Source organism: Deltaproteobacteria bacterium, assembly GCA_016219225.1.
In the GTDB taxonomy this organism is placed as follows: domain Bacteria; phylum Desulfobacterota; class RBG-13-43-22; order RBG-13-43-22; family RBG-13-43-22; genus RBG-13-43-22.
Genome location: JACRBX010000001.1, coordinates 1 through 26,870, shown reverse-complemented (window position 1 = coordinate 26,870; position 26,870 = coordinate 1). Strand labels below are relative to the sequence as shown.

The following is a 26,870-nucleotide window of genomic DNA, read 5'->3' as shown; positions in this document are numbered from 1 at the left end:
TGGGATCATCTATCGCGCTTTCCTTATCTAATCTCAGGCCTCCTTGAATTGTCGACGCACGCTGCCGTTTCCCACATGTCTCGACAACTTGGTATAATCTCCTGTATGGTATCGAATACGACCGGCGATCAGGGCGGTATGGATTTTAAGTTCATCGGCCCATTTTTGAATCTGAGTCGTTGTCACCTTTTCTTTAATGACCCTTTCTTCCCAGAATTCTTTGGGAATCACTACTTCAGTGGCCATCCGATCTGCTTCCTCTTCTGGATCGTGTTCTCCAGAAACCGCCACCTTCATGTCCAAATCATCCAGGAAACAATCATCCTGCCGGCGAAGATGCAGATGAACATGGGCCAACTCATGAAGGAGACTGAACCAGAAATGGTCAATCCGATCGTAACGGAGAGTAAGACCGATCACGGGTGATCCGTCAGGCAATATCATAGCGGCGCCGTCAAGGTATGTTTTGGGCAGGTGAGGCTCAACGATTAGATGGATGCCCAACTTGTTCAAAAATTCTTTGGCCAGCAACGGTCCCTGGTTATAGACGCTTAACCGCACGAGATCTCTCATTTTATCATCAGTAAGGAGATCGTTTTTGAATTTTCGTTTCAGTGATTCTTTTCTGGCGGAGGAGAGAATGCGCAGCCGCCAGGCCTCCATGGCATAATCATCTGTTTTCACATTGTACCTCGATGAAATACCCCGGCGGCAATGAACTGCGATAAGCGCCCTTTTCTCCCCTGCTTCCTCCAGGAAAGATGTCATAATCTCTTCAGCGTGTTTCCTAAAATTTTCTACCCCCTTAATCCAGCCACGCCTTACCATCTCCCGAATGGGGAAATTGGACCAATTCATTTCGGGGAATGATTCGGTAAATTGGGCATTTTTTGAATGCAGGAGAACTTCCGCCGGAATACCCAAACCCTTATGCAAGGCCCGCATCATACTGAGAGTGAGCGGCTTTTTACCATTAAGGATCTCCGAGGTCTTGCTTTTGCTTCCAAAGTAACAGGACATGTCCTTCTGCCGGAGTCCCATCTGGTCCATACGAAATTTAACGGCCTCCACCGGGTCGGGCAGGGAGATCGGATATTGTTTGTCTTCATATAACCCGACCAAGGTGGAAAGCAGTTCAAGCTCATCTCCCTCCGGGGTTCCCGCTTCGGCATCCATGAGCTCTTCGATCCGTGTAAGGGTCTTTTGATAATCCTCTTCGGTCTTGATCACTTTGGGAATCATCAGATCACCTCCACGTCAATTTGATCATAGGCCTCATGTGTCCCCACAAAGCGTATGAACACTTTTTTCAATGAATAATTCCCTTTTACCACCAAACAGTACTATTTTAAAGGATAGTAATTCACCGGGGGCTGCTTCCAACATCGGCCGGGTGCGATAAACACAATGAAGCAGGCTGATGGTATCGTCACCAAATTCATGAAATCAATTTTTTAATGGTGGTCCGACCTTTATTCAGACCGCACTCACCCCCCCCTCATCAAAGTCAGGCTGTTTCTGCAAATCTACGAAGTCCTGTTACGAGAACGTTGAAGCTGTGAGATCGGTTATTCGTCAAATCAAGATGCGGTCCGATAGCGCGTGATCCGGAAACTTTCTGATATTCTCCTTTTGTAATCTTGAATAATTCTTCGGAAGGATTTCCGAGATTGTCCGGGTTTCTGTACTTGCGATTGTTTTGTTTGGTTGAAAGCCCATTCAGGTTTAACCCCTTTTCGACGGCAGCCAAGTCGCCCAAATAAAAGCTTTCTATTTCATGACAGGCCACACGCACCAAAGCCTCGCCCTCGGTCGCCTGGGTACATAACGCTACCAGCCTCTGTTTTACGACGTGACAATCGCTGGAATCCTGATCACGCATTACTACGAACACCGAGTCCGGCGAGCGCCACCCACGCAGTTTTCGCACAAGATTCTTTTCAAGATCCTGCTTGCCACTAAATATCAGATACCGTATCTGAGCTTGTGGGGGCAGCACCCGGGGAAGTACGCCTTCAAGCATTTCTTTCGCCGATGGTTCTTCAAGAAAAAAAACGATGGTTTTCATTGCGGGTCTGCCCCCTCGAATAATCCCTGCTCCCACAAATATCCCATCTGATCGCCGTCTTTCATGTAGGTCACGATCTGGGGGTCATCGCTGGCACGGCATACTTCCGTGTAGCCGTCCTTTTTCTTTACCAGCCAGAATACCTCCTCTACCTTAGTGGCATTCAAAAAATCAGGCGAATGAGTTGAAACAAATACTTGTCCTCCACGGTTGGCGTAGGCCCGGAATTCTTCAGCCAGTTCCCAGAGCAGTTTTGGGTAGAGTTGATTTTCCGGTTCCTCGACGCATAAAAGAGGGTGAGGACTTGGATCGTAGAGCAACGTCAAGTACGCCAACATCTTGATCGTGCCATCAGAGACGTAGCGAGCCAGAAAAGGGTCCTCAAAAGAGCCATCTTGAAACTTTAAAAGCACACGACCCTCTTCTGTAGTCTTAGATTCAACATTGAAGATTCCGGGGACGCGCTTCTTCAAAAGATCAAGAATCTTACGAAAGGAGTCCTTGTGGTGAGTATGGAGATACTGGATAACCAAAGACAGGTTTTCTCCTTCTCTGGAAAGGTGCTCGGCGTACCCGGCCTCCTGTTCCGGGCGTGCTTTGCTGATGTGGAAATCGGAAACATGCCAGTTTTCTATCAGATTACCGAGGGCCACCACTGCCGGGAACCGTTCAAACTGGGCCAATCCTTTAATGGCCAGAAGATCCGAAGATTTTAAGGTCTGCGTCTCCCGTTGGAGATCCTTTACGTCTCTGACAGAATCAAGTTCATTTATAACCGCCGTGCCTGTCCCATTGGAAAAATCCAGGAAATGCCAAGGCTGGCCGCTGCTTCCCCGGCGATATCTCAAGATTTCCCGTTCAACATAGACCTTGCCTCTATCTTCATTTATTCTTAGAAGATAGGTTATCAAAGGGCTGTCATCTTTTTCCCTGAACTTAAGCTCAATTTCAATGGGACCATCCGCATTGCGGCTTCTAACCTCATAAAACCCCCTACTGCCTCCAAGCCTCATCAAGGCCTTATTGACGTTACTCGTCATGGCATCACGCAGGAAGCCAAAAACGCTAAAAATAGTGCTTTTCCCTGTGCCATTGGCGCCCACAAAAACGCAAAAATTGGGAAGGTTCACTAATTCAATTTCGCGAAATGCTTTGAAGTTTAAAAGTCGAATAGCTTCAATCTTCATTCTCCACCTCTCTATCTAAAAAGTATCTCATGCCCAGGATCGCTATTGCCCAACTTTCGATTGCCGCAATCTTCCTGCCCCGCTGCTGCGAGGATATATTTTAATAACAGATCAACTTTATTGATATCCATTTTTTTAATGCCTTCTTGAGAGAAGACCTTTTAGGAGACTTCTTAAGTCCATCATAAGTTTAAAATAAAGGCCAGTTCAAAAATAATGTGGTGTTAATTTGGGCAGTTATCATAAACTACCCCCCAACTGATCTCTTTCTAATAAATTTATACCCATACTCCAATTTGGGACTTGACTTTTCGTCTTCCTTTGGTCATTATCCAATTGTTCTCTGCCAGTGGCATGAGAACCTACAAAGGCCCCCGCTGAGCCCGCCTGGCAAATCAGCGGTTTATTTTTTCATTAAATAGAAGGGCTCCATTTCGGGGTCCTTTTTATTTTCTCAAGAGTGGTTTGACTGTCGGCCAAAAAAGCCGGAATGAATTCTGCTGATAATCATTAACCAATTGCACCGCACCCTTTCCTCCTGCTATCGGTTTGCCGGCGTTGGCAAAGTGATGGGTAGGTTAATTTCCCGAGCTTTTGCAAGAGGTTATTGCCCTTTTAACGGCATCTTCAAAGCGCCGCCATTGTGTATATCCTAAAAGTGGCTGGATTTCACGGGCGCTCCAATATTCAGCGCCATATTCATTTATTTTCTTCAGGTCTTCAAAGGACTTGCTGCCCATTGATACTAATTCTTTATCAGACGTTACCTTTCTCCTCACACCACCTAAGCCAAGTCCGCCCAATAAACGTACTTTAACGGCTGAAAGCCTTATTCAGATGAATAGGCCCCACTTCTTGATTCCCGTAATCTTCCTGCCCCGCCGCTACGAGAATATATTTAATAACAGATCAACTTTATTGATATCCATTTTTCTAATGCTTTTTGATGAAAATTCCTTGTTTTTGGGGTAAAAAAGTCGGGTTAAGACCTTTTTTTGTCCTCGTTTTTCAAAAATTAAAAGATAATTCAACCCTTTCGGCTGGTCCGATCTCTTTTCTCTTTCCTGACTGGGACTACGTCTCCTTCATCCATGGCGTTCCGCCTCAAGTACCAACGCTCATTCCGTCGGCTTGAGCGGCTGGTTAAATGGAATCTCATTTATCTCCTTCACCAACGCGAGGAACAAGTTCCGTCATGGTGTAATGAACAAATTGTTTACCCAATTCCGTTAAAACGTAAGACTTAGTATCTTCAAATGCGGATTCGACGGTTGGAGAAGGTATTCCTCTGTGTGGTGGCCGTTGCTTTCTTAAAAACCGCCCGTCTTCAGTTGTATCTCTGGCTTGTCGAATCACTCCACCCATACTTAAGTCTCGAATGAGCATTTTGTAAAGGTCTGCTTCAGCTGAATCCTCACGAACTATCTCACATCTCAATGTTATCCAGATATCATACCTTGTTACACCAGGGTTATTATAGATTTCACGAATTACTGCAAAATGTGCTTCATGATATGTGTCGAGCCAATCAATAAAAAGTCTCAATATATCATCGGAGGAAAGACGTGTTCCCGCGGCGTTCGCAACAAGATTGCCAACAAGTTGTCGCTTTTCGTCGGTATCGGCATGATCCCAAGTACGAAAAGCCTTTCTGACAACATCAAGATATGCATCGCTTTGGATGCGTTCATCGATTTTCTCGCCAAGGTTATCAAAACGTTGGGCAATGTCATTGAGTGTTTTTGCGAGACGGCTCATCTTCTGCGTATGTTCTTCCAACCATTGATTTTGGAGATTATTTTGTTTAATTCCAGATTCATCTGTCTTGAGGCTGACTACCGCCGCAATAAAGCCACCCACCCAAGGAATACTTCCTAATGCAGCCAAAGCAAATTTCTGGAGTGTTCTACGCCAGGTGGTTAGTTTTGTCTTGGCAAGTTCAGTCCGTATACATTCAACCGCATCAAAATTTTCTTGCGATTCCATTTGTCCCACCTCCCCATCGGCTGGAAGTAAAGGAGTAAACTTGGAGCAAAATTTCTATCTTAGGTCGGTCGATCTCCCGGACAATGGCTTCATTACATCCACTGTTGGAGCTGGTCTTATGCCCTTACAATATGGATAACGTGAGCATCCATAGAACTTTCCGCGTCTTCCAGTGCGGAGAATCATCCCGTGGCCACACTTCGGACATGAAACTGTAACAGGTATTTTCTCTGGTGTATGTTTTCTCGTGTTCTTTTTTCCCTTGCAAACCTTGCATATCCTTCCCATGCCCGAAATCAGACCCTTATCTTTGAACTCATCGATGTTCCTGAGTTCTTTGCACTTCGGACATTCTTTCATATCTCCGTCTGACAGCCCTTCGATGGTTTCGTGAATGTCATTTACAATCTCATGATTTCCATTCGTTGGCTTTACCAATGAGGCGATTCTTTTATCCAGAGTCTGAATGGGATTTTGCCCAACATTGAAGCGATTTATCCGCAGAAATTTGTATCCGTAGCTCTCCAGTACCTTTTCTCGGTAAATATCCTCGTCGGAGTAATATCTCCAGTAGTTGAGTTCATTGATCCCCTCGATATTCTTGAAATGCTCATGGAAACCATCGTACTCAATAATTATTTTGTGCTCTTTTCCGGATTCATCTAAATATATAAGCAGAAAATCGACTTTATATTCCGGATGATTGTACCTCTTGTCAAGCTGTTTTAGATACTTCCCCAGTTCGAATTGTGGGAAAAAATCGGTCCTCTGCTTGCTCTTGTTCCAGAAGTCGGTCTGGTAAAGCCAGTGGAGGACGTAAGGTTCCATAGCCGACTTCGGGTCGACCATGGTGACAAGTTTTTCCCGCTTCGCGTCTTCAAGGATCTGGTGATAATGCCTGAGCGCGTCACCAACAGATCCGTTAAATTGACCCAGTGGTTTGCTTAAGACAAAGTGCATGCGCTCGCGGGCGCGGCTAAATCCGACATTGAGCCTCTGCGCTTTGATCTTACCGTTCTCCTCGATGTCCACGCTGTTCAGGTCCTTGATGAACACACCCCAGAGCTTGTCGTCAGTCTCCGTGGCCACCATTGAGTAATAGATGATGTCCCTTTCTTCGCCTTGGCATGTGTCGAAAGTCATGATTTTAAGGCGCATCTCGTCGAAGAAGTAATCCTTCTCCGGGAGAGCGCTGATGTTCTCCATAAGAAGCTTCTGCTGATTCGTGTGGGGAGTAATTATCCCTATGGTATTTTTGCATCTATCGGCCTTGAACGCCTGAAGCTCTTTGATGATGAAATTTATCTCGAGGGTATTAGTGTTTTGGACGGGTTCTACCTTGCCATCATGATTAATGAAGGAAAAGACAAGCACTTCGTCAATAGATTTTCCCCTAATCTTCATAACTTGCAGGGTGTCGCGATAGAAGTATCTGTTGGAGTAAGAGATTATCTCCTTGTATCCTCTGAAATATTTCATCAACTGCGTACTGTAGTTGCTAATGAATTCAAAAAAGTCGAGGATTGATGTCTTGATATTGAAATTCTCCAGCCTCACGAGTTTATCCGACGAATCGGAGATGGTTCTTTTGAATGTATCCCGCAGGCTGTTGAGGTATTCCGTGTTCGTCTCTGATCTGGCATGCGCAGCCTTGACATTGCTAAACTGTTTCCTGTCGCCGAGAATTAGGACCTTCTTTGCCCTGAGCAGAGCCGGGAAGGCCTGCGCAATGCTTACCTGTGAGGCCTCATCGATGATCAGTAGGTCGAACATCTCTGGTTCAAGAGGTATGTACTCCGCATAATCCCTTATTTCGGAGAGGATACAGGGAAACGCCTCTTTTAATTTTAGAAATTTATCCTGCGGGAACTTCACTTTCTTCTTGATGACCTCCCTGAGGGCCTGGGCATCCGCCTTGTTGCTTTCAAAGAAATCGATGACTCTTCCATCCATGATGTATGTCATCTGGACCGTAACAAGCTCTTCGATAGCCTTCTTACGATTTGCGTAGTTTACTATGGGAAGAGCGTTGAACTGTTTTGCCGTTTTCTGTTTAAGTGTTATGTACCGCAAGAGTAGGTCAATTTCGTTATCGGCGATTCGGGTAAGTCCATTATCGAAATAGGTATCAAATGACGATGGATAGAAGCCAATTTTTTTGAATGTGCGTTCATAACGCGGGCGCCGCGCCTCTATATATTTGAGGTCGTCGAGGACTCCCGCCATGGTATCAAGGGCGTTCCGGACGCCCTCATCTTTCACGATCAAATGGATTACGTGAGAGAAATCAAGGTCGGGCGGCAATGGCGTCGTCATCTGTTTTTTCAGTGTTGATGAGGCAAAATGGAACATCTCCCATATTTCCTTGATTTCTTTGAGGCTTTTTCTCGGTTGCTCAAATTTATTGAAGGGAAAAGATCGTTTGAAGTCGCTGTCCAATTGCCGGATTTTCCCGCGCATGAATAGGGAAGCCAATATACCAAAAACCCTATCATACCGGATGATGAAAGATGAGAGGGTGGTCATGAAAGCGTCGGAGAACAACTCGAATTTCATGACGATATCGATGCGGGCGCCATATCTTTCCCTGAGATATCGCACGATATCGACAATCTCATTGGCCAATTGCGAAACCTGAAGCAGACCGGTTATGTCCTTCATCTCCGTCGGCTCGAGCTTGATCAGTTTAAGGAGTTGCCTTATCGACGGTGTGTTGAGAAGCTCTGTGAGGTTCAGGAAGATTTTACGGAATTCCTCAAGATCGCCAGCGGCATCTGGGCATTTTAGGACTTCTTCAACATCTATCGGTTGATTGTGCCCTTCGTATTGCTGATCGAGGTCAATCATCTCATAGACCTCCCGGAGATCGATATCTCCGGAGCGGGCTATCTCGTTTTCGAGTTCGTCCTTGAGGGTATTGGATATCTTATCGATGCTGTTTTCAAGTTTCTCGTATTCTTTTTTCACCGCCCTGTGATGGAGCTTAATGTCATTCATGGCGGCGCTTGATAGAATCTGGCTGTACGTGCTCCCTGTCTTACCGAGTCGGAGGATCGGGTTCTGGAAATTCTTGTCGATCCTCACCTTATTCATTGCTTCGGTTATCTTGTCCTCAACAACGTCCAAGGCCTCTTTCTTGTCCGACAGGACCAGGACATTCTGGTTGTCCAGGATCGCATTGAAGGCTATGGCTGTAATGGTATGGCTCTTTCCAGTGCCCGGAGGTCCTTCTACAGTTATGTATCTGCATCCTTTTTTTCTGACAGCGGCAATAATCTGGAGTTGCTCACTGTTCAACGGAATGGGGCTATTAAAAACCAACTTGTCCGGAACTTCCATGTTGTCCCATTCATCTTCTATCTCCAGCGTGAATCTTTCCGGGTTTTTGTTTATGAAATCGTCGATTAGCCTATTGAAGGCTGCGCCAAGAACGCTGTCCCCCTGGGCAAGCAGTTGTAGGATCATTTCGTAGTCGTTCACCAAACTCTCATCGGATTTATCGAAGAGCGCAAAATAGCAGGAGTTCGTGATTTTGGTAAACAATCCCTTGGCCACCTGTGGCGTCGCCTTGCCAACGTTAACCTTTGAGTCCAGTTCAAAGAAGTCCGTCAATTCATCGATGATCGGTTGTAAGGTGCTGCTCAGGTCGTTACCGTACTGAGCGAGATAGATGATTCGTTCCGAGATGGTCTTGAGGCTACCGAATTTGCCTCTTTCCTCATTGTATTGCTGGGTGATATACTCCAACGCCTTTTTGTTTACGTAAAGTTGAGAATCAAAATCGAAGGCCAGCGCATCCCCGGACTTTTCAACCGTAAAAGGGATATAGAAGATGGGATACTTCGCCCTGTTGTATGTAATATCACAAAAGTAGAGATAAAAATCCTGCTTATCGAGTATGGCTTTGTTCCTGGACATCTCGTAGACTTCATTATAAACGTCGAATACCTGGAAGCTTTCAAAGAATGAATTGATGTCGCTCCTTACGTCTCCGGTCTGCATTACCTTTTCGATGGCATCTTTAGCGTCAATCTCTTCTCCGGCAATGGCATGTTTGAGCGTCTCGGATATGGCGCTTTCCATAAGCTGAACGAGGACCGCAGTCAATTCTTCTTCCATCAGGTAAGCGATGTTTTCGTCCCCAAGGCTCAGTGTTTGGAGGGGTTGTTCAAGCTTCTGGACGAATGGGATAACAAGATGCTTTTTTAAAATGGCAGACGCCTTGTCGACCGCATAGCTCGACGCCCGTTCGTAATCCTCAGGAAAGAGGGTGGCAGCCTGCTCAACCTTCTCGGCTATTTTGTCGAGCACCTCTGATATTTGCTCTTCAGATATCTTCCTGGTCTGTAGGGTTATGACATCGAGAAGATTCCTGGGAACGTCTGCCCTGTATACACCTTTCTGAAGAGAACTGAATTTGCTTTTGTCGAAATTTTTGATAATCGTCTCCCACATGAGGCGATTGAAGGAGGAATATTTGTTGAGGCTAAGACCCACGAGCAGGTTGTCTTTGCTGTGTAACTGGATGCTTCTTTTTGGCAGACGTCTTTTGTGGAAATCGGTCTCGAGGAAGTCCATGAAATACATGGCGACCTCTTTGATGAACTGGAAAACGGGATTAGGATTAGGTTCAATCATGGTGGTTAAAAAAGTGGGACGTTGGTGTTAAGTTCCATAACTTATTTTGTTTTCCAAGGACATAATACAGATTTTTTTTCTGTGTGACCGGCCTTCCCATCCAATTCACCACCAAGCTTCCCAAGGTATGATTTTTTACATGCGGGTCCAAGAGCGGATTAAAGGCAGAAAACTTCTTGCCTTTTTCCCGATCCAATTCCGGCGTTTCCAATCCCACCGGTGAATTATTAACCCGCTTCTTTCCTTTATGATCTTGGAGGAGTGGATCGAGGTAGGACAGCCAGTTACCCGACTGCCCCCTCACAGATCCCGGCGTGCAGAATTCCCGCACCGGGTTCCTCAGAATTATTCGCTTGGGTGCCCTGCTCTCAAAAAGACCAACTCCAGTTGTCTCGACCATCTCTTTTCGGTAATCCGCGGTTTCTCTATCCGGAAGTGTTTCAGAAGTTCGTTAAATCCCGTCCATGTGTAGCTCTTCCGCTGGCTTCTCCGATTCAGGCGCTTGAATAATATCCTCATCGCCCGATAATAGAATGTGGCCAGACTCTTATAGTTCCCAATGATCCCTATAGTAGCTGTAATACCCTCGGAGCTTAGCATTGAGTTTGCCGAAAAAGTCTGTCATTCGTAAATGGATGTTCTCCCTACTCCAACGGTCAAAGTTCTTTAATGAATTCCTGTGCTTCTTTCGAGAGGTTCGCTTCAGCAGTTGCGGTTTCCCGGCTCCAAAACAGATACCCCATCTTTTTTCAAAAATATAGTCTTGTCTATGTTCTTCATGGACCAGTCGATCGTTTGAGGAATGCTGGATGGCATAATCAATTTTGGGAACGCCGGTGAGAAAATCATTTTTTTCTTTTTCAGACTCCAGACTGTCATCCAGCTTTTTGGTGACCCTTCCCAAGGCTTCGACAAAGGCATTCCTGGTGCGTTTGGAGACCTCATCCCCCATCAGAATCCGAATCTTGTCCACCTTCTGCCATTCGTCCTCAAGGGAAAGGAGAGAACCTATTTCGAAATAGCCCGTTGCTATGTCGATGGCCTTGGAAATCTGGCACCAATCATGAAGATAGCGAGCGACTTTCCAGTCGGTATCGCTGTTATCGACGATGAAAAGTTCACTACCCGTTAGGCTGGTTCGATTCGGCATAAGCGTTTAGCCTTTTAATAAGGGGGGATAAGTTATCGATTTTATCGTCCAGCCCAAAATAAAAAACCCCATCTCCTTTATTAAAAAGGGGGTGTTATCGGACTGCTTCATGGATCAGCCTTTTATTTATGGGTTACTGATTAGAACAAAGTTGCTCTTAGATGAACAAAATAAAGCATATCCACCACTTAAAGTCAATTTAAAAGGGGGTTAAAAGACTTACATTTTTCGGGAATATTACTCAGACCCCAATAGGCCCCAAGGACGGCACCGGGCACGACTCCGGCCTTATCCATGCCCAGATTTCCAATAACCGCCCGATTCCTTCCTCAAAACCTGGAGCTTGTCCAAAGAAACTCCGGGCTTTAACCCCAGGCAGTCCTCAAAGACCTTTTTCCATATTCAGAATCCCGATCTGTTTCAAAACGGCTCTTTTAGAAATACCAATGGCTTTCCCCAATTCTTCCGTGTTGATGGCACTATCTTGTCGGAGAAGTTCCATAATTTGATCTTCTGTTTTTGGTGAACTTTTTGGTGAACTTATTGGTGAACCGGCCGTCTTTTTTTGGTGAACCGTTGCGGTAAACAGACCGCCTTCACGATCATCGAGAAAGTCGATAGCCGGCCATTCCTCAAGCGTTCGCTCAGGGAATCAGGAGAGCCTATTCCAAAGAGATGCTCAATTCTTGCCCGGACTCTGATGGTATTGGGGACGAGGTAAAAGAGATTTTGCTGATGAAAAAAATAAACCTTTGATAAAAATTATCCATTGGACCAATTGGCGTCGTGTTGATAGAACTCGGTCCTGGCGGTCTCGTTGGGCAGGCCGTTGAAATCGGCGAAGAGATCGTATTGGGGTTCGGCGGCCTTCTTGTCAGCCTGGGAGCGGCGCAGCAGATCGTCGATCAACACCTTGGGATGGACTTTTTCCTGGATGTAAAGGGGCGGGGCCTGAACCACCAGATCCGACCAGTCCTGCTCGTCTTTGCCGCGCCAAACCAATTGCGGGTCCAGATCGCGATTTCTGCGCTGTTTTTCTTCTTCGAGGCCGGCCACGCCGCGCTCAAGGGTGACGCGGATGGGGTTCTCGACCTCCCTGGCCATGACCGACTGATACTCGACCGTCGGGATGTTCTTGCGGGTCGCTTCCTCGTGCTTGAGAGTTTCAACGGTCAGCTTGTTGGATTTCTTTGCCATTTATACTTCCTTGCTTTCAATGGTCGTTATGATTGTCGTGGTCGTGATTGTCCTGTTTGTCTGGTTTATGTCCAGTTTGCCTGCTTTCCCGATGAGTCATTTGAGGCATTTCCGAGGCATTCCATTCATTCTCGCACCCTAACCCTCATGTCCCCTTTGTCCCCAAAATGTCCCCTTTATGTCGGCTTTGTCGGATTTATGTCGGGTTTCCCCTGAGCCATTTAAGCCATTTATGAGCCGATTAGTGGCGGGTTTGATGGGTTCCTGACGCGTTTGAAAAAATGGCCCCTTTGGCCCCTTTGTGGAGGGCCTGCCGACTGCCGAGGAAACAGTTCTTGAGTCATATGAGGCATTCCTGCGGCATTCTCTTTATCCTCGTATCGTATTCCTTCATGTCCCATATGTCTCATATTTGTCTCAAAACTTAAGAATTGTTCCTTATATGCTTAGCAGGGTGTCATGGGGCATATGTCTCAAACTTGGGTCATTTCCGCCCTTTAAGAATATAGAAGGTGCCCCGCTTTTCTCCCACACGTTCAAACAATCCATTTTCAACAAGAGCATCAAGATCGCGGCCGGCAGTCTTACGGCCAGCGCCTGTAATCTGCTGATATTCGATGTTGACGATCCGCCCGGTTCTCTTAACATGAACAACAGCCAGCAACTGTCGTTCATTCAGACCTATCTTCGCAATAACCTCGTCAGTCAGCCAATCCCTCCAGAGGGTTACGACAAAGAAACCGCTTCGTTGCTCAAATTGGGGTTCCGGTAGACCGGCCTCCCGGCTCAGTTCAATCATGGTTTGGGTACCGGAGCCGACCCTCTCGATGTACCTTGTCAGATAGAGCGATTCTGCCATGAGAGGATTATAAGGTACTGATGGATGGTCGATACGCAGGCTATCAAGGGTTAGTGTGCCGGGCAGCCTGCCGGGGTTCCAGACCTCCAGCCGGTCGGCGAAGAGACGTACCTCGACGGAGGCGTTGCTGTGGTAATCGCGATGGGCAATGGCGTTGACGATCGCCTCTCCTATGGCGTCCGGAGGGAGTTCATAAGTGGCCGGTGCGGTGATACCGGCAGCACGGGTGCCGATGGCGCGGTTGATCTTGCTCAAAACGAAATCAAGCGCCTGATCGGCCTGTACGAAGAGGTCTCCGCCATAAACCTGTAAAGAGGCAAAGGGACGACGGTACTCCGTACCATGACAGTGGATGCACTTGGTCTCAGCGGTGCGATGGAATCGTTGCGGATTGGTTCCGAAAAGAAGAACGGCGGCGTTTGTCGGTTTTTCCTGTTTCATCAGATTGAGGTGGGTAAGCAAGGTGTGTGTAGATGTGTTGGGTTTGAGAGGGAAGGCGCGTTCTCTACGGGCAGTTTCCAGAAACCACTCGACACGTTTACGGGACAGATGATGAAGAGAAGCATCGTCGCAGGGCGTGGTGTCAAAGGGAGTGACCCGGAGCGCTCCTTTGCCGTCAAGGTAGTCCACCAGACTGGCATAGACCTCTGCCGTCAAGGCACTCGTATCTTCCACACGACGACGGATAAGCTCGCTACCGGCTTTTTGGATCAATATCTTCATTTTGCCGGCCCGTTGTCTATCATCGGTACCCCACACAAATATGAGACGGGTCTTCCCGAGTTTACCAGCGTAGTCGTATTCGCGTTCGGTGGGAGAGATGCCGTCTTTGTCCTCATTGCCGTAGTCACAGCCGAAAATTCCCAGGTAAATGTCACAGCGTTTTACCTGCTCAAGATAGACATGGTCGGCACGACGGTCCCTGGCGGGAAGCTCCTCAAAGAGGAAGACTTCAGAAATGAAACGATGGAGGAAGGCGTCTCCCATAAGGAAGGCCTTCAAATCCTTGCGAACTTGTTGAAACTCCTTCTGGACGCTGCTGATGAATATTTTAAGCTTCACTCTTCACTATTCCTTCGATCATCTTTTTGAATTCTGATTCGACCTTCGCGGCGAAATCGGTCTCGATCTGGTAGACTTCGGTGAACTCGGCAAAGGCCCAGCGGCCATAGGTGACCAGGTTGTTCACACCGGGTACTCAATAGGTCTCCATGGTATTTTTCTTTTCTTTGGCATCATCCCGCAGGCATCCCTTGATCTCGACAATCAGCGACTGGGTGCTTACCCTTGTGTTTTAGGTTTTGGGATGCTCGATTTTCCCTTTGAGCCCGGTCGTTTTTTACCTATTAATTTTCGGATCAAAGATTCAAAATGGGTGGTGCCAAGACCCACAAAGGTCCCATCCTCCTGAAGGAGGATATCGTTACTGAACTGGAGCAGCTCGGTATGGCTTAAGATTTCATTCTCGGCCATCTTGATCCCGAACCCTTTGAGCAACTGGGGATCGAAATGTTCCCGGGCCACCTCTTCGGCCGTTTTGGGCCCTTTTTGAAGGATGGTGACTATGGCCCCACATCTTTGGACATGATGCTCGATCACTTCATCGATCCGTGTTTTCAGATCAATTGTATTCCAGCGGTCTCTGTTGTACAGACGATGGCCCGGCAGGACGATTATTTGGGGGAATCGGAGCGCTATTTCCTTCAGACGTTTTAATGATTCCAGATAAGCCCGTAAACCATAAATAAGTGCTCCCCGGGTATAGTGGGCGGGCAGCAGGGATTCCGTGAGCTCATGGAATTTTTCCTGGGTGGGGTGGGGGGTTATTTCCGGCAGGAGGATGTCTCCGACAATCAGGGCTTCCTCGCCGATTTGAACGGCCAGGGAATCGGGGGTGTGGCCGGGCAGATGATGAATCAAGATGTCTTTGTCGAGGGAAAAAGGGAACCGGTCGAAACTTTCAACCGCCAGGGCGTGTCTTTCCTGGTGATAACCGCGGCAATGGACCTGGGTAAAGGATTCGGGCATAAAACAATGCCAGCAGGAGGCAGAGAAGGATTCTTTAAAAGGAAAGGGGGCCTTTTCGGGATAGTTCCGAATCAGCTTCTCATAGATGGAATGGGCCTTGACCGGGATGCCGGTGGCGGCCACCAATTCCACCAATCCGCCGTCATGGTCTTCGTGGCCGTGACTGATGAGGACAAAATCAAGTGCCTTTCCCTGGATACCGATTTGGGCCATCATCTCCAAGAGTCTGAGGCCCATGCCGCTTTTCCCCGTATCCACCAAAAAAGGCTTCTCCGGACCGACGATATAGTTCCAGGTAGGACCAAGATCCCATTCCCCGCCATAATTATTTTCCGTGGCCAGCCCGAAAATTTCCCTTCCTGAAGGCAGATTCAAACGAAAAATGTTGTTATTCCCGTTTTCACCCCCGGGCTGGATCATCTCAACCAATTCTAAAAACATTCCGGTATCCTTTCATCTATCTATTAAGATTCTTTTTGCCAAATGCCGGCCTCCTTTATCCCAGGCCATCAGCATAAGACAACTTGTTTTTTTATGATTTTAAACAGCCCTTGCCTTTCCGGCTGTTTGATTTTATAATGGAAATGATCTCGAAGATCCTGTAAATCCTGTCAAAGAAAAAAATCATGAAACGAACCATCCTGGCACCCATCCTGTCGGCTTTTATATTACCCGGTCTCGGCCAAGTTTTAAACCGGCAGTTCCTTAAAGCCGGCCTTCTCATGGCCGCCGATGCTATTCTGTTTCTGGCCCTGATTATAAAAATACTCTATGATCTCAATAAAGCCTTTTTGGCCTTGCCCGTTGAAACCTTTGAAAAAAATCCCCACCCCTTTGCCGTTGTGGCTCAGGCCCTGTCCCGGCAGGATAAAACCTTACTCCTGATCCTGGTATTGGTCTTGATGGTCGTCTGGGCCTATGCCGTCTGGGATGCCTTTTCCGTGGCCAGAAAGTCCGAGAAAGGTCAGGCCTGATGCGCCAGTTTTTGGTGGATGAAATTCCCCGCTCCCAACTGGAGGGTATAGAATCTTACTTAAAAGAAAAGGCCGTCTCTTCCGGTCTGGAGAAAATCTTTTGGTTGGAAGTCCCGGAAAACCTGCTCACCGAGCTGCAATGGGAACACCGGGCCTGTGGTCCCCATTACCTGGCTATTGAGGTGGGAAAGGACTTCTTGAAATTCGAATATCTGGTCCGGGGCCGCAGGCGGCTTCGTTGCGACTGCGTCCAGTACGCCACACCGGCCCAGGAAACTTTTCTCTTAAATTTTGTCCACGCTTTGATTCAGGCCCTTGATTTAAAGGCCTGACCAATCGGGTAATTCAGTTCACTGTTATAAATTAGGACGCAGATTTTCGCCGATACCCGCAGATAACTATTCTTGATGGTCACGTAAAAACTTGTCATTCCCGCGAAGGCGGGAATCCAGGCTAACCGTAACCACTTAAAAGAACTGGATTCCAGCCTTCGCGGGAATGACGAAAAGAGACAAGTTCCGACTTTTTACGACTTCATCATTCTTTATATTCAAAATCTTGGCAATCTGCTTCGATCTGCGTCCAAAAAGGAATTTCCTATACTATCGAGTTACGCGTTACGAGTTATTAGAGGAAATTTATTTTTTCTCAACCCGCAACCCGGAACCTGCAACTTGCAACAGAGAGATTTCAAATATTTTTGCCCCATGCCTTTCTATTTCTGGACCCACTGGCCATCCTCCTTCTGAATCCACCAGCCGCGATCGGAAGATTTCTGCCACTTTTCAGCGAAGATATGTTGGACCTTTCCGATCTGGTCGGAAGGGATATTCATCGACCGGGCCACCTCCTGATACAAGGCCCGACGGTCCCGATTTTCAACCTCCACCAGGGGTTTCAGGTCATTTTTTTCCTGAGCCGATAGCTTTCCGGTGTCGCGGATCTCTACCAGCCCATTCTTCGCCTCGCCGATGGCCCCTTTCTGAAAGAAGGGGATCAGACGGGAAAACCGGCCTCTGATCTGGTTCTTCAGACCCTGGATGGCCGGACTGGAAACCTCGGCCTCCTTCTGGGCATAGGCCGTTCCATCCTGGATGATCAAGGTGTAAAGGCGGCCTAATGAACTTTGAGGTCCTGACGGCGCTGTTGGGGGTGAAGGTTCCTTCTTTCGAATCTCGTCCACAATATCCCCGGCCTTTTTTTCAACCTCTTTGGCCGGGAAATAGACATTGACGGTCACGCAGGCCATAACAATACTTAGAATCCACAAGGGGATGATTAAACGCATTCTATTTTTTTTCATCTCCGGTTTCCTCCTGAGCTTTCCTTCCAATTCTATGGATACGGTCCATTATATCAGAAAAACTGATTTCATTCTCGGGGTTTTTATTGATGATATCGATCCCGAACCAGCCTGGCCGGCGGACTAAATATTCCAGGCCTTCTTCGATAATCGCCCCGTGAAGACGGAAACGGTCCTCTTTTAAGGTGCAGACCAGGCCAATTTCCCGGTATTCATATTCGTTGATCCAGCGATTTATGCCCTGGCGCAATACATCCAATTCCCCCCAACCCGTTCCCAGAAGGCTGATGTTCTCAATCGCTTTAATATGAATTCTTTTGGGGACGCCGGGGATTTCCTGGGTCCTGATTACCAGATTAAATTGTTCAGGCTGGTTGTTCCGGAGGGAAAGGGCCGTCATTTGACCTTGAACAAAGCCGGTAATTTTCCCAAAGGAAAACTGGCGGGTAATGGCCTCCAAGTTGAGATGGTTAAAAAAAAGATCTCCTTGGATAACCCTTTCTTGGGAGAAAGGATGGAGGATGGTCCAATTCCCCCCCTCCACCATACCCTCAAAGATATCCGCTGTTAAAGTTCCCTCGATTTGGGCCTTCTCTTTATCTATCCGGATCGGATCCCAATGGCCATTCAGTCGGCCGGGGATAGCCGGACCTTTAAACATTTGAATCAGATCCATATCCTTCAAAGACAGGGCGGTTTCAATCTTTAAATCTCCCAAGGGATTGAGGAGCTTAAAGGCATTCAGGGATAACCATCCCCCATAGAGCGGGACCTGGATCCGGTCGGGCAGCTCAAACTGATTGGTCCTGACCAGGACCGGGAATAAAAGTTTATTCGCTGTCAGGTCCGGACCTTTAAGGCTTCCGACCTGGATGAAACCCGGGTCGGCATATACCCGTTTACCAGGGTCAATCTCCGGTGAGGTGAGATGAAAAGGGAGATCAAAATGCAGGTCCTCAATGGAAAAAAAAGGTTCCCGGGAGTCCAGGTCGATTCCGGAACCGGTCAGGCGGCCCCTCAATTCATAAGCCTCGTTTTTTTTTGATGCAAAAAGATAGGCGGTTAGAAGGCCTTGGGGAGAAAGCCTTTTCAAGAATGGATAGTCGTATGAAAAAGGACCGCCAACTAATAAGGGATAGCCTTTTTCAAGGGGCAGGTTTTTTATTTCCATAGATCCTGAAAAGGAACGGGAGCGAGAACCAATGGGCCATTCTCCGGATACAATAACCGTTCCCAGGGGATCGTATTCGAGATTCAGGGACCCGGTAAGGGAAGGGGCCTGATGGCCTATCTTAAGGGATCCCTCCATTCGGGCCGTGAGCCGACTTTGATCAAAATTAAACAACCAGGGGGGCCGGAAGAGGCTCCCTCCGGAAAGATGTTGGTTTAAAACACCCTGCACTGTCTGGTCCTCAGGCAGCCATTTCCCCTGGACGTCTATTTGAGTCTTCAGGTCTTCCCCCTCAAAGTCTGTGTCCGGGATCTGAAAGGAAAAAGGGGCTGGGATCAGGGAAAGCTGAAAGATGCCCGGAGAGCCGGCAGCTTCCTGGGACCAGGCCAGGGTTCCTTGACAGGGGATTTCCCGTGAAAAGGGTAAAGCGGCTTCAGGGGAAAAAATTTTCAGAAATTGAAGCAAGGGGAATCCTTCCAGCCGGATTTTCCCGGAGGGGATCGGCCCCTTGAAGGGTTCGATGTCCAGACTGCCCGATAAAAGGCCCCAATTTGCTGTTTTCAACCAAAGGTCCTTTAATAGAATCTGCCGGCCTTGATCTGACAGCCGAGCCGAAAAACGGGTTTCCGGATTGACAATCGGCAGGGGGCCTGAGGTCAAATGGATGTTGGTTTGGCCGGCCCTGGCCCGGACAAAAGGAAATGAAAGGTCGGGTATTTTCCCCTGAATTTCGATTTCTGTTTCCAACCCCTGGATATGGACCGGTGAAAGATTAAGATCGGTTTCAAGGACTTTGAGCTTTCCGGCGATGAGTGGATTGATTGCCGGACCGGAGATCCGGACCTGACCATCGGCCTGGCCTTTGATGGTTCGGGTTTCCTCGTTGACCTCAAAATCCAGTTTTTCAAAGTTTAACAACCCGTTTGAAAGGAAGCCCACCTTCTGGTCCGGGTTTTTAAACCGGATTGAACCGGATAGATCCATTTTCCCCCGACCTTGGAAAGAGAGGCCTCTTATGAGTCCCTGGATTTCTCCTGCCCGGATGGAAGAGGCGGATATTTCAAAAAGGCCTTTATGGTAAAGAAAACCAAGCTCTCCGGATACCTGGTCAATCTTTCCTTCCCTTGAGGAAAAATGGCCCTCCGAGAGGGTAATGGACCCTTTCCATTTGGGCTTGTCCTGAAGATCGGATAAATTTATTGAGCCCTTGGACCTGGTCTGAAATTTTAGGCCTTCAGGAGACCATTGCCCCCGTATATTTTTTATTTGGTACTCGATGTCAGCCCCTTGATCCGGAGAAAAGGAGGCCGAAATATGGGTCCCGGGGGCTAATTGAAAATCATTTTCCCCGACTTTAACCCGCCCTTGCAGGTCCCTGATTTCAATCCGTTTAAAGGCAGGTAATTTCTTCAACAGGGGTAACCAGTCGCCCCCTTCTCCCTTTTCCGGCATTCGGATCAATATTTGAGGTTGGTTTATGGTGAGTTTTTTTATATGAAAATCCGGCCAGGGGAGGTTCTCCCAGGATAAGGTCCATCCGAAAACTGCTTGCAGCCCTGGCATTTTTACATCCCAGGAAGTATGCCCTTGATGATACTTGATCTGAGCCCCTTTAATTTCCAGTCGGAGGGGATTGATCCCAATGGAAACCTTTTCCGTTTTCAGTTCGATCCCGCTTTTTTTCTTTAAATAGCGGGCCGCCGGATCTGCTAAGAAGGAGGGGCTGCAGGCCGATAGGCTGAAGAAAAGAAAAAAGGCCGCCAGGAAGGGGGCCTTAAGCTTGGTTATAAAAATCGGCCGGATATTGGCCATAAGTATCGGTTAAGCTATGAGTTTTGCGGTTTGCAGAACAACCATACGCCGTTTATTCTCCGGGAACAGAATGCAATCTCCCAAATTAAGCACTCCGGCCCCACGGGGGCGCCAAGATGCACGAAAATATTTTTCAGGGACGATGGGCATGGTTAAACGGGTTTATGGGTTTTTATTCGCCTATAGCCTATAGCCTTGTGCCGATAGCCTGAATTTTTCTATTTTCGTACTAAATTACTCCACAACCAGCCTGACTCCCTCGCTGTTTTTTTCTATCTTATCGCCCACAGTGGTCAGACAGGCCGCACATCGATATTCATACTTGTCCCCTTCCGGCAGAACCAGCAACAGCCTTTTACGGACCGGCATAGCCTGTCGGCACCTTGGGCAATACAGTTCGGTGGCTTCGAATTGGTCATATTGGGCCGGTCTTTTATTTTTTCGTATGGGGGCCCGAAAGTTAGAATTCATCATAGGAATCTATTGTGCCTCTTTTTTAAATTTTTATGTCTTTTAAAATAAACTCAAACATGGATAATGTCAAGGTTCCTCCCCTTGCCGAACCCCTTTCTTGACATCTTCCGGACTTGTCTGTACCCTAAGAAACCTATGTTCAACAATATTATCTTTTTTATTTTAGCCCTGTTGATATATCATACCCGCACCTTGGGTCCAAGGCTTCCGGTCTTCGATCTTTGGGTCAATGCCGGCATGATCTTACTGTTTTTGACCCTCTTTGGCCTGGAAACCTGGAGAAGATTTCATCGACTTTATCTGCTTTCCCTCCATAGCCGGCAGGAGTCCTATGTCTTACAGCGGGGGGTTCAGCAGACCACTCAATATCTGATGATCCTTGCCCTGGTCTTTTTTGCCTTTGAAATCTACCTCCTGGATTTCAAATCCTTAGTTGCTCTGATTCCAGGTATCAGCCGGTTTTCTTCTCTGGAGGGAGGGTTGGGTATCAGCCTCTATCTCGCCCATGTGGCCCTGATCTGGGTCCTGGGCTATCCGGCCCAGGAATCAATCTTCCGTTCCACTCAGGCTAAAGGCCCCTATCTTCGGTCCCAGTTCCAGTTTAATTTGCCCATATTATTTCCATGGTTCTTTATTACGTTGCTTTCGGACCTGATTGATTTGTTGGCCGGTCCCGGGCTGCGCACCTTTTTGAATAAACCGATAGGGGAAATGCTCTATGTCTTAATATTTTTAATAGTCCTGTCCATTTTTTTCCCTTTTCTGATCAAGACCTGGTGGCAATGCCGGCCTATCCCGGATGGCCCGAGACAAAAAATGCTTATAAGCTTCAGCCAGGAAATGGGCTCCCCTTTCCGGGAGATTTTCCTCTGGCCGGCTTTTGGCGGTAAGATGCTGACTGCCGGGGTCATGGGTCTGGTCAAACGGTTTCGATATCTGTTAATTACCCCGGCTTTGCTGGATCTTCTGGAACCGGAGGAACTGATAGGCGTCGTAGCCCATGAGATAGGACATGTACGAAAAAAGCATCTCCTTTTCTATCTCTTTTTTTTCGTCGGTTATGTCCTGCTGGCGGTCTTCTTTTCCCAATGGATCTCTCTCCAACTCCTTCGTTACCCCGGCTTCCTCAATTTTATTTATTCCTTTAAAGGCTATTCCGAAGATCTCTATTCGGTGATCCTGATCCTCCCTATGGCCTTTGGACTGATCCTCTATTTTCGCTTTCTCTTCGGCTTTTTTATGCGCAACTTTGAACGGCAAGCCGACCTTTTTGCCCTGGAAATTCTGGGTTCTCCCTGGCCTTTGATCCGATCTTTGGAAAAGATCGGGCTGGCTTCCGGTCAAAGCCGAAACCTCCCCAGTTGGCACCATTTCAGTATCGCCCAGCGCGTGGAGTTTCTGGAGCAAGTGCATAGTCACCCTGATCTGGCCCGGCGGCATCAAAAAAATATTTACTGGGCCATGGGCCTGTTCTTTTTCCTGCTGATCGGGTTGGGGCTCTATGGCATAAAGGAACGGATCTGGGTTTCTGCCGGGGTTACCGATGATCCCAAGGTTTTGGAAGCCCTGTTAATCCAGGAATTGCGCTCCCGACCGGAAGACCCCAAAATCCTTATGGCTTTGGCCACGATCTATCATGAAGGGAAAAAATACCAAAAGGCCAGGGAACTCTTTGAAACTATTTTGCAAAAGGATCCAAAAAATTACTGGGCCTTGAATAACCTGGCCTGGCTGCTGGCCACCGGCAAAGAACCACCCCTTTATCAGCCCCGAAAGGCCCTGTCTTTAGCCCGGGAAGCGGCTGCCCTCAAACCCGACCCGGTGATCCTGGACACCCTGGCTGAGGCCTATTTTGTCAACGGACGTCCTGATCTGGCCCTGCAGATTACCCGGCAGGTGCTGGCCATGCATCCGGTCAACCTTTCCTATTACCAGGCCCAGGAAGAACGGTTCAGACGGGCCGTTAAAAAATAGTTGACATTATAATTGGGCCATGATAGAGGAATGTGATCTTTTACACAACCCAGGTTTTTCAAAAAAATAGATGGGTTGGGAAGCCCGCCGAATCTTTGGGATCGGGATGAGGCTTCGTGCAGGAAGAGACTAAAAAATATATCAAACTCTTGGCTTTAGTCAGTACCATGGGGCTTTCCATGGCCCTGGCTATTGTTATCGGGATAGCTATCGGGTTTTATCTGGATCGATTTTTTCAGACCAAATACCCCTGGTTTTTCCTGATATTTATGATTTTGGGGATCATTGCCGGCTTTAGAAATATCTATGTGATTATGAAAAGGACTGAGAAAGACCTCAAATGACCCAGGGGTTATCTATATGGAGAAAAGGTACGGAATCGGATCCTTTGCTGCAGAGGATCCGGTTGATGAACGGGGCTGTCTTGGCCTTCCTTCTCCTGGTAAGTCTGGTACTGATGCCCCCCAGGTTTACCCTTGGCATAGGGATGGGGGGATTGATCGTCCTGATCAATTTCCACCTTCTTTACCGGATCTTAAAGAAAGCCTTAATCCCCGATCACCTGGCCAGTCCCAAAGTGGTCATTGCCAAATATTATCTGCGTTTGTTAGGAACCGGTTTTCTATTGTATTTATTGATTGCCAAAAAGATGGTCGATCCCCTGGGACTGGTAATCGGGTTGTCGGTGGTGGTAATCAACTTGACCCTTGTGGGTTGTAATGAAATGAGGAAAATCCTTTTTAAGGAGGCCAATTAGTTCTATGGAACACCCGATTTTTTTTATAACCAAACTGTTTGAATCCATCGGTTTGGGCCATTTTGCCCATACCTATCCCCATGTTACCTATACCTGGTTGATCATGGTGCTTTTGATTGTCTTTGCCCTTCTGGCCGTACGGTCGGTCAAGATGATCCCGGAAGGGGGGCAGAATTTCTTTGAAGTGGTTATTTCCGGAATTGAAAATTTCCAGGTAGAGGTCATGGGAGAACATGGACGCTCCATGTTCCCCCTCATCGCAACCTTGGGACTTTTTATTTTCTTTTCCAACGTTATGGGCTTGATCCCGGGGTTCTATTCGCCGACGGCCAGCATCAATACTACCCTGGCCTGTGCCCTGATTGTTTTTTTTACTACCCACATTGTCGGTATTAAATTTCATGGTTTTAAATATATCAAACATTTCCTGGGGCCCATCTGGTGGATGGCCCCTTTAATGCTTCCAATTGAAATCATAGGCCATCTCTCCCGGGTGCTTTCCCTGACCCTTCGATTGTTCGGGAACATCATGGGTGAGGACCTGGTTCTGGCCATCCTGCTTTTGCTGGCCGGCAAGTTTCTGGCCCCTTTACCGATGATGTTTCTGGCGGTCTTCACCAGCTTTGTCCAGGCCTTTATTTTTGCCTTGTTGTCTATGATGTATATTGCCGGGTCCATGGAGGAAGGGCACTAACTATTGCGGATTTCGGATTGCGGATTGGGGAATTTTTGATTAGAAGACAAGGCCTCAAACCTATCCAGCATCCGGTATCAAAGATCGAGTATCTTGTTTTAAATTTGGGAAGAAGGCGAATCTTTATTTATAGAAAGGAGGATGGTTAAATGGTAAAAAGAGTAGCTCTATTGACAATGGCCTCCCTGCTCGGCATGGTGGCTATAGCCTTTGCTGAAACCAATCCCCAAGTGGCTGCTGCCGGTCTAAACGTCTATTATGGCGTGGTCCTGGCCGCTGGGTTGGGCATCGCAATTGCCGCCCTGGGAACGGGTATCGGCCAAGGCTTGGGATTAAAGAGCGCTGTGGAGGGGGTAGCCCGGAATCCTGAGGCTTCCGGGAAGATCACGGTGACCATGCTGATCGGTTTGGCCATGATCGAGTCCCTTTGTATTTATGCCCTGGTTGTTTCTTTGATCTTGCTGTATGCTTATCCGATGGCTACACCGATTGCAAAGATGATCGGTCTGCCGATGTAATTTTTAAAGATGGTCTGTTGGCTTTTAGCCAACAGACCATCTTTTTTAAGACAACATGTGCTATACTTCACAAGAATTTTAAGAGGTTAACTTTGAAATTTCCGAAGATACCAACTGCTACCATCACCCGTTTGTCTCGTTATTCACGGGCCTTGGAAGAGTTGGACCAACAGGAAGTTAATGTAATCTCTTCCGAAAAATTAGCCCAGTATTGTGAGGTCAATTCCGCTCAAATCCGTAAAGATTTAGCCTACTTCGGGGAATTTGGCGTCCGCGGGGTCGGCTATGTGATCAAGGAACTTCTTTTTGAAATTAAAAAAATCCTGGGCTTGAATAAAAAATGGCATTTAGGTCTTATCGGGATGGGTAACCTGGGGTATGCCCTGATCGCCCATAGTAATTTTCCCAGGCAGGGCTATCATTTTGTGGCCGCTTTTGATATCGACCCCATGAAGGTCGGCCGGATGTTACCCCAGGGGTTTGCCATCTCCCCCATGTCGGACCTCGGGAAAATTGCCCTGGAGCGTGAGATAGAAATTGCGGTGATCGCCACTCCGGCCAGTAAAGCCCAGGATGTGGCCAACTTGATCGTAAATACCCCTATTCGGGGCATTTTAAATTTTTCCCCGGCCCAATTGCATGTCCCGGAAGGAGTTGTCGTTCATCATATTGATTTTACTGTTAAATTAGACAGATTGGCCTATCGTTTGGGTAGTAAAAAACCTTAATTTACAGGGTTTCGCCCGTTAAGCCCCTTTTTATTTTCAAGGACTTGCTTCAAAAATTGACCGGTATAGGACCTGGAATTCCCGGCCATATCTTCCGGTGTTCCCATGCCGATCACCTGTCCCCCTTCATCGCCGCCCTCCGGCCCCAGGTCAATGATATAATCGGCGGTCTTGATCACATCCAAATTGTGTTCAATGACGACCACCGTATTACCCATTTCCACCAGACGATTAAGGACTTCCAATAACTTTTGGATATCGGAGAAATGCAGGCCGGTGGTGGGTTCGTCTAAGATATAGAGGGTCTTTCCGGTCGATCTTTTACTCAATTCCCTGGATAATTTGATTCGCTGGGCCTCTCCCCCGGAAAGGGTGGTGGCCGGTTGTCCCAGGCGGATATAGCCTAACCCCACCTGACTTAAGGTTTCCAATTTTTCCCGTAGAGCGGGAATGGCCTCAAAAACGCTCAAGGCCTGATCCACCGTCAGGTCTAAGACCTGGGCGATGTTCATCCCTTTATAAAGGATTTCCAGGGTGTCCCGGTTGTAGCGGCTTCCTTGACAGACATCGCAGGTCACATAAACATCAGGCAGGAAATGCATTTCTATTTTCATCAGGCCGTCCCCGTTGCAGGCCGGACAACGCCCTCCGCGCACATTAAAACTGAACCGACCGGGTTTATAGCCCCGGGACCGGGACTCCGGGGTTCTGGCAAAAAGGTCCCGGATGGTGGTAAAGAGACCGGTGTAGGTAGCGGGATTGGATCTGGGGGTCCGGCCGATGGGGGATTGATCGATGTTGATGACTTTGTCAATCAATCTGACCCCTTTCATTTCCTGGACCCGGCCGGCCCGTTCTTTGGAGCGGTAGAGGCGTTGAGCCAGGGTTTGATAAAGGGTGTCGATAACCAGAGTGCTTTTCCCCGAGCCTGAAACACCCGTTACACAGGTAAAGACCCCAAGGGGAATGGAGACATCGATTTGTTTGAGATTATTTTCCGAGGCCCCATGTATATGGATATAACCTTTCTTATGGGGGCGGCGTTTGGCGGGAATGGCAATGAGTAATCTTCCCGATAGATATTGTCCGGTCAGAGATTGCTGATCCTTAAGTAATTCTTCGGGGGTGCCGCTAAAGATTACCTGCCCCCCATGTTCTCCTGCGCCGGGTCCCATATCGATGACATGATCGGAAGCCAGGATGGTGTTGGCGTCGTGTTCCACCACCAGGACCGTGTTGCCGATATCCCGAAGGGTCTTCAGGGTCTGCAAGAGCCGGAGATTGTCCCGGGAATGGAGCCCGATACTCGGTTCATCCAGGACATAAAGGACCCCCATCAACTGGGAGCCGAT

The 26,870-nt window shown here is 47.8% G+C and carries 23 protein-coding genes and 2 pseudogenes; 8 read left to right on the top strand and 17 right to left on the bottom strand.

What is annotated here, in order from left to right:
* Positions 1-33 precede the first annotated feature (33 nt).
* The 13 genes and pseudogenes from HY879_00125 to HY879_00065 form a co-directional block, all read right to left on the bottom strand.
* The gene (locus HY879_00125; GenBank protein MBI5601739.1) at positions 34-1,242 is read right to left on the bottom strand and encodes a transcriptional regulator; all 1,209 of its coding nucleotides are present in this window, start codon (positions 1,240-1,242) and stop codon (positions 34-36) included.
* On the bottom strand, positions 1,242-1,337 hold the full coding sequence (locus HY879_00120) for a type II toxin-antitoxin system HigB family toxin (GenBank protein MBI5601738.1): 96 nt from the start codon (positions 1,335-1,337) through the stop codon (positions 1,242-1,244). The genes HY879_00125 and HY879_00120 overlap by 1 nt, the downstream gene beginning before the upstream one ends.
* A gap of 170 nt (positions 1,338-1,507) precedes the next feature.
* The gene (locus HY879_00115) at positions 1,508-2,068 is read right to left on the bottom strand and encodes a DUF4276 family protein (GenBank protein ID MBI5601737.1); all 561 of its coding nucleotides are present in this window, start codon (positions 2,066-2,068) and stop codon (positions 1,508-1,510) included.
* Complete coding sequence (locus HY879_00110) at positions 2,065-3,255, bottom strand: AAA family ATPase (GenBank protein ID MBI5601736.1); 1,191 nt, start codon at positions 3,253-3,255, stop codon at positions 2,065-2,067. Before HY879_00110 ends, HY879_00115 begins: the two co-directional genes overlap by 4 nt.
* A gap of 1,155 nt (positions 3,256-4,410) precedes the next feature.
* Entirely contained in the window at positions 4,411-5,241 is an 831-nt protein-coding gene (locus HY879_00105) for a hypothetical protein (GenBank protein MBI5601735.1), read from the bottom strand.
* A gap of 54 nt (positions 5,242-5,295) precedes the next feature.
* Positions 5,296-9,828 carry a topoisomerase DNA-binding C4 zinc finger domain-containing protein gene (locus HY879_00100; protein MBI5601734.1) on the bottom strand — a complete coding sequence of 1,511 codons (4,533 nt, stop codon included), beginning with the start codon at positions 9,826-9,828 and terminating at the stop codon, positions 5,296-5,298.
* Between the two features lie 43 nt (positions 9,829-9,871).
* Positions 9,872-10,279, bottom strand: coding sequence for a hypothetical protein (locus HY879_00095; protein ID MBI5601733.1), 408 nt, complete (start codon positions 10,277-10,279; stop codon positions 9,872-9,874).
* Positions 10,280-10,426: 147 nt separating this feature from the next.
* Positions 10,427-11,029, bottom strand: coding sequence for a hypothetical protein (locus tag HY879_00090; protein ID MBI5601732.1), 603 nt, complete (start codon positions 11,027-11,029; stop codon positions 10,427-10,429).
* A 382-nt stretch (positions 11,030-11,411) separates the two neighbouring features.
* Entirely contained in the window at positions 11,412-11,531 is a 120-nt protein-coding gene (locus HY879_00085; GenBank protein ID MBI5601731.1) for an HTH domain-containing protein, read from the bottom strand.
* A gap of 266 nt (positions 11,532-11,797) precedes the next feature.
* Positions 11,798-12,226: pseudogene (locus HY879_00080) on the bottom strand (site-specific DNA-methyltransferase).
* 484 nt (positions 12,227-12,710) lie between these two features.
* Positions 12,711-14,147 (bottom strand): DUF4062 domain-containing protein, encoded by a 1,437-nt coding sequence (locus HY879_00075; GenBank protein ID MBI5601730.1) that lies wholly within the window; start codon positions 14,145-14,147, stop codon positions 12,711-12,713.
* Positions 14,137-14,355, bottom strand: a pseudogene (locus tag HY879_00070) (hypothetical protein). The gene HY879_00075 and the pseudogene HY879_00070 overlap by 11 nt, the downstream one beginning before the upstream one ends.
* An 11-nt stretch (positions 14,356-14,366) precedes the next feature.
* Positions 14,367-15,554, bottom strand: coding sequence for an MBL fold metallo-hydrolase (locus tag HY879_00065; GenBank protein ID MBI5601729.1), 1,188 nt, complete (start codon positions 15,552-15,554; stop codon positions 14,367-14,369).
* A 185-nt stretch (positions 15,555-15,739) separates the two neighbouring features.
* Between HY879_00065 and HY879_00060 the strand changes: the two genes are divergently transcribed.
* Positions 15,740-16,087, top strand: a complete 348-nt coding sequence (locus tag HY879_00060) for a hypothetical protein (GenBank protein ID MBI5601728.1) — start codon at positions 15,740-15,742, stop codon at positions 16,085-16,087.
* The gene (locus HY879_00055) at positions 16,087-16,419 is read left to right on the top strand and encodes a hypothetical protein (GenBank protein ID MBI5601727.1); all 333 of its coding nucleotides are present in this window, start codon (positions 16,087-16,089) and stop codon (positions 16,417-16,419) included. Before HY879_00060 ends, HY879_00055 begins: the two co-directional genes overlap by 1 nt.
* Before the next feature lie 383 nt (positions 16,420-16,802).
* On the opposite strand, the gene HY879_00050 is transcribed toward HY879_00055, so the two are convergent.
* The 3 genes from HY879_00050 to HY879_00040 all read right to left on the bottom strand — a co-directional run bounded on the left by HY879_00050 (position 16,803) and on the right by HY879_00040 (position 20,844).
* Positions 16,803-17,390, bottom strand: a complete 588-nt coding sequence (locus tag HY879_00050) for a YdbL family protein (GenBank protein ID MBI5601726.1) — start codon at positions 17,388-17,390, stop codon at positions 16,803-16,805.
* Positions 17,377-20,373, bottom strand: coding sequence for a hypothetical protein (locus tag HY879_00045; GenBank protein MBI5601725.1), 2,997 nt, complete (start codon positions 20,371-20,373; stop codon positions 17,377-17,379). The genes HY879_00050 and HY879_00045 overlap by 14 nt, the downstream gene beginning before the upstream one ends.
* A 234-nt stretch (positions 20,374-20,607) precedes the next feature.
* The gene (locus HY879_00040) at positions 20,608-20,844 is read right to left on the bottom strand and encodes a cytoplasmic protein (GenBank protein ID MBI5601724.1); all 237 of its coding nucleotides are present in this window, start codon (positions 20,842-20,844) and stop codon (positions 20,608-20,610) included.
* Positions 20,845-20,982: 138 nt separating this feature from the next.
* Between HY879_00040 and HY879_00035 the strand changes: the two genes are divergently transcribed.
* The 6 genes from HY879_00035 (at position 20,983) to HY879_00010 (ending at position 25,518) form a co-directional block, all read left to right on the top strand.
* Positions 20,983-22,821 carry a M48 family metalloprotease gene (locus tag HY879_00035; GenBank protein ID MBI5601723.1) on the top strand — a complete coding sequence of 613 codons (1,839 nt, stop codon included), beginning with the start codon at positions 20,983-20,985 and terminating at the stop codon, positions 22,819-22,821.
* Between the two features lie 116 nt (positions 22,822-22,937).
* Positions 22,938-23,165: an AtpZ/AtpI family protein gene (locus tag HY879_00030; protein ID MBI5601722.1), complete on the top strand. Its 228-nt coding sequence runs from the start codon at positions 22,938-22,940 to the stop codon at positions 23,163-23,165.
* Positions 23,166-23,230: 65 nt separating this feature from the next.
* Positions 23,231-23,578: an ATP synthase subunit I gene (locus tag HY879_00025; protein MBI5601721.1), complete on the top strand. Its 348-nt coding sequence runs from the start codon at positions 23,231-23,233 to the stop codon at positions 23,576-23,578.
* A gap of 4 nt (positions 23,579-23,582) precedes the next feature.
* Entirely contained in the window at positions 23,583-24,272 is a 690-nt protein-coding gene (gene atpB / locus HY879_00020) for a F0F1 ATP synthase subunit A (protein ID MBI5601720.1), read from the top strand.
* Positions 24,273-24,421: 149 nt separating this feature from the next.
* Positions 24,422-24,790: an ATP synthase F0 subunit C gene (atpE, locus tag HY879_00015; protein MBI5601719.1), complete on the top strand. Its 369-nt coding sequence runs from the start codon at positions 24,422-24,424 to the stop codon at positions 24,788-24,790.
* A gap of 92 nt (positions 24,791-24,882) precedes the next feature.
* Positions 24,883-25,518 (top strand): redox-sensing transcriptional repressor Rex, encoded by a 636-nt coding sequence (locus HY879_00010; protein MBI5601718.1) that lies wholly within the window; start codon positions 24,883-24,885, stop codon positions 25,516-25,518.
* On the opposite strand, the gene uvrA is transcribed toward HY879_00010, so the two are convergent.
* A partial coding sequence (gene uvrA / locus HY879_00005; protein ID MBI5601717.1) for an excinuclease ABC subunit UvrA occupies positions 25,515-26,870 on the bottom strand: 1,356 nt, incomplete at its 5' end. The genes HY879_00010 and uvrA overlap by 4 nt on opposite strands.

Bases quoted from the DNA above. Each gene is read 5' to 3' on its own strand.
- HY879_00125 (MBI5601739.1), bottom strand. From the start codon at position 1,242: ATGATTCCCAAAGTGATCAAGACCGAAGAGGATTATCAAAAGACCCTT.
- HY879_00115 (MBI5601737.1), bottom strand. From the start codon at position 2,068: ATGAAAACCATCGTTTTTTTTCTTGAAGAACCATCGGCGAAAGAAATG.
- HY879_00110 (MBI5601736.1), bottom strand. From the start codon at position 3,255: ATGAAGATTGAAGCTATTCGACTTTTAAACTTCAAAGCATTTCGCGAA.
- HY879_00105 (MBI5601735.1), bottom strand. From the start codon at position 5,241: ATGGAATCGCAAGAAAATTTTGATGCGGTTGAATGTATACGGACTGAA.
- HY879_00100 (MBI5601734.1), bottom strand. From the start codon at position 9,828: ATGTATTTCATGGACTTCCTCGAGACCGATTTCCACAAAAGACGTCTG.
- HY879_00095 (MBI5601733.1), bottom strand. From the start codon at position 10,279: ATGGTCGAGACAACTGGAGTTGGTCTTTTTGAGAGCAGGGCACCCAAG.
- HY879_00090 (MBI5601732.1), bottom strand. From the start codon at position 11,029: ATGCCGAATCGAACCAGCCTAACGGGTAGTGAACTTTTCATCGTCGAT.
- HY879_00085 (MBI5601731.1), bottom strand. From the start codon at position 11,531: ATGGAACTTCTCCGACAAGATAGTGCCATCAACACGGAAGAATTGGGG.
- HY879_00065 (MBI5601729.1), bottom strand. From the start codon at position 15,554: ATGTTTTTAGAATTGGTTGAGATGATCCAGCCCGGGGGTGAAAACGGG.
- HY879_00060 (MBI5601728.1), top strand. From the start codon at position 15,740: ATGAAACGAACCATCCTGGCACCCATCCTGTCGGCTTTTATATTACCC.
- HY879_00055 (MBI5601727.1), top strand. From the start codon at position 16,087: ATGCGCCAGTTTTTGGTGGATGAAATTCCCCGCTCCCAACTGGAGGGT.
- HY879_00050 (MBI5601726.1), bottom strand. From the start codon at position 17,390: ATGAAAAAAAATAGAATGCGTTTAATCATCCCCTTGTGGATTCTAAGT.
- HY879_00045 (MBI5601725.1), bottom strand. From the start codon at position 20,373: ATGGCCAATATCCGGCCGATTTTTATAACCAAGCTTAAGGCCCCCTTC.
- HY879_00040 (MBI5601724.1), bottom strand. From the start codon at position 20,844: ATGAATTCTAACTTTCGGGCCCCCATACGAAAAAATAAAAGACCGGCC.
- HY879_00035 (MBI5601723.1), top strand. From the start codon at position 20,983: ATGTTCAACAATATTATCTTTTTTATTTTAGCCCTGTTGATATATCAT.
- HY879_00025 (MBI5601721.1), top strand. From the start codon at position 23,231: ATGAACGGGGCTGTCTTGGCCTTCCTTCTCCTGGTAAGTCTGGTACTG.
- atpB (MBI5601720.1), top strand. From the start codon at position 23,583: ATGGAACACCCGATTTTTTTTATAACCAAACTGTTTGAATCCATCGGT.
- atpE (MBI5601719.1), top strand. From the start codon at position 24,422: ATGGTAAAAAGAGTAGCTCTATTGACAATGGCCTCCCTGCTCGGCATG.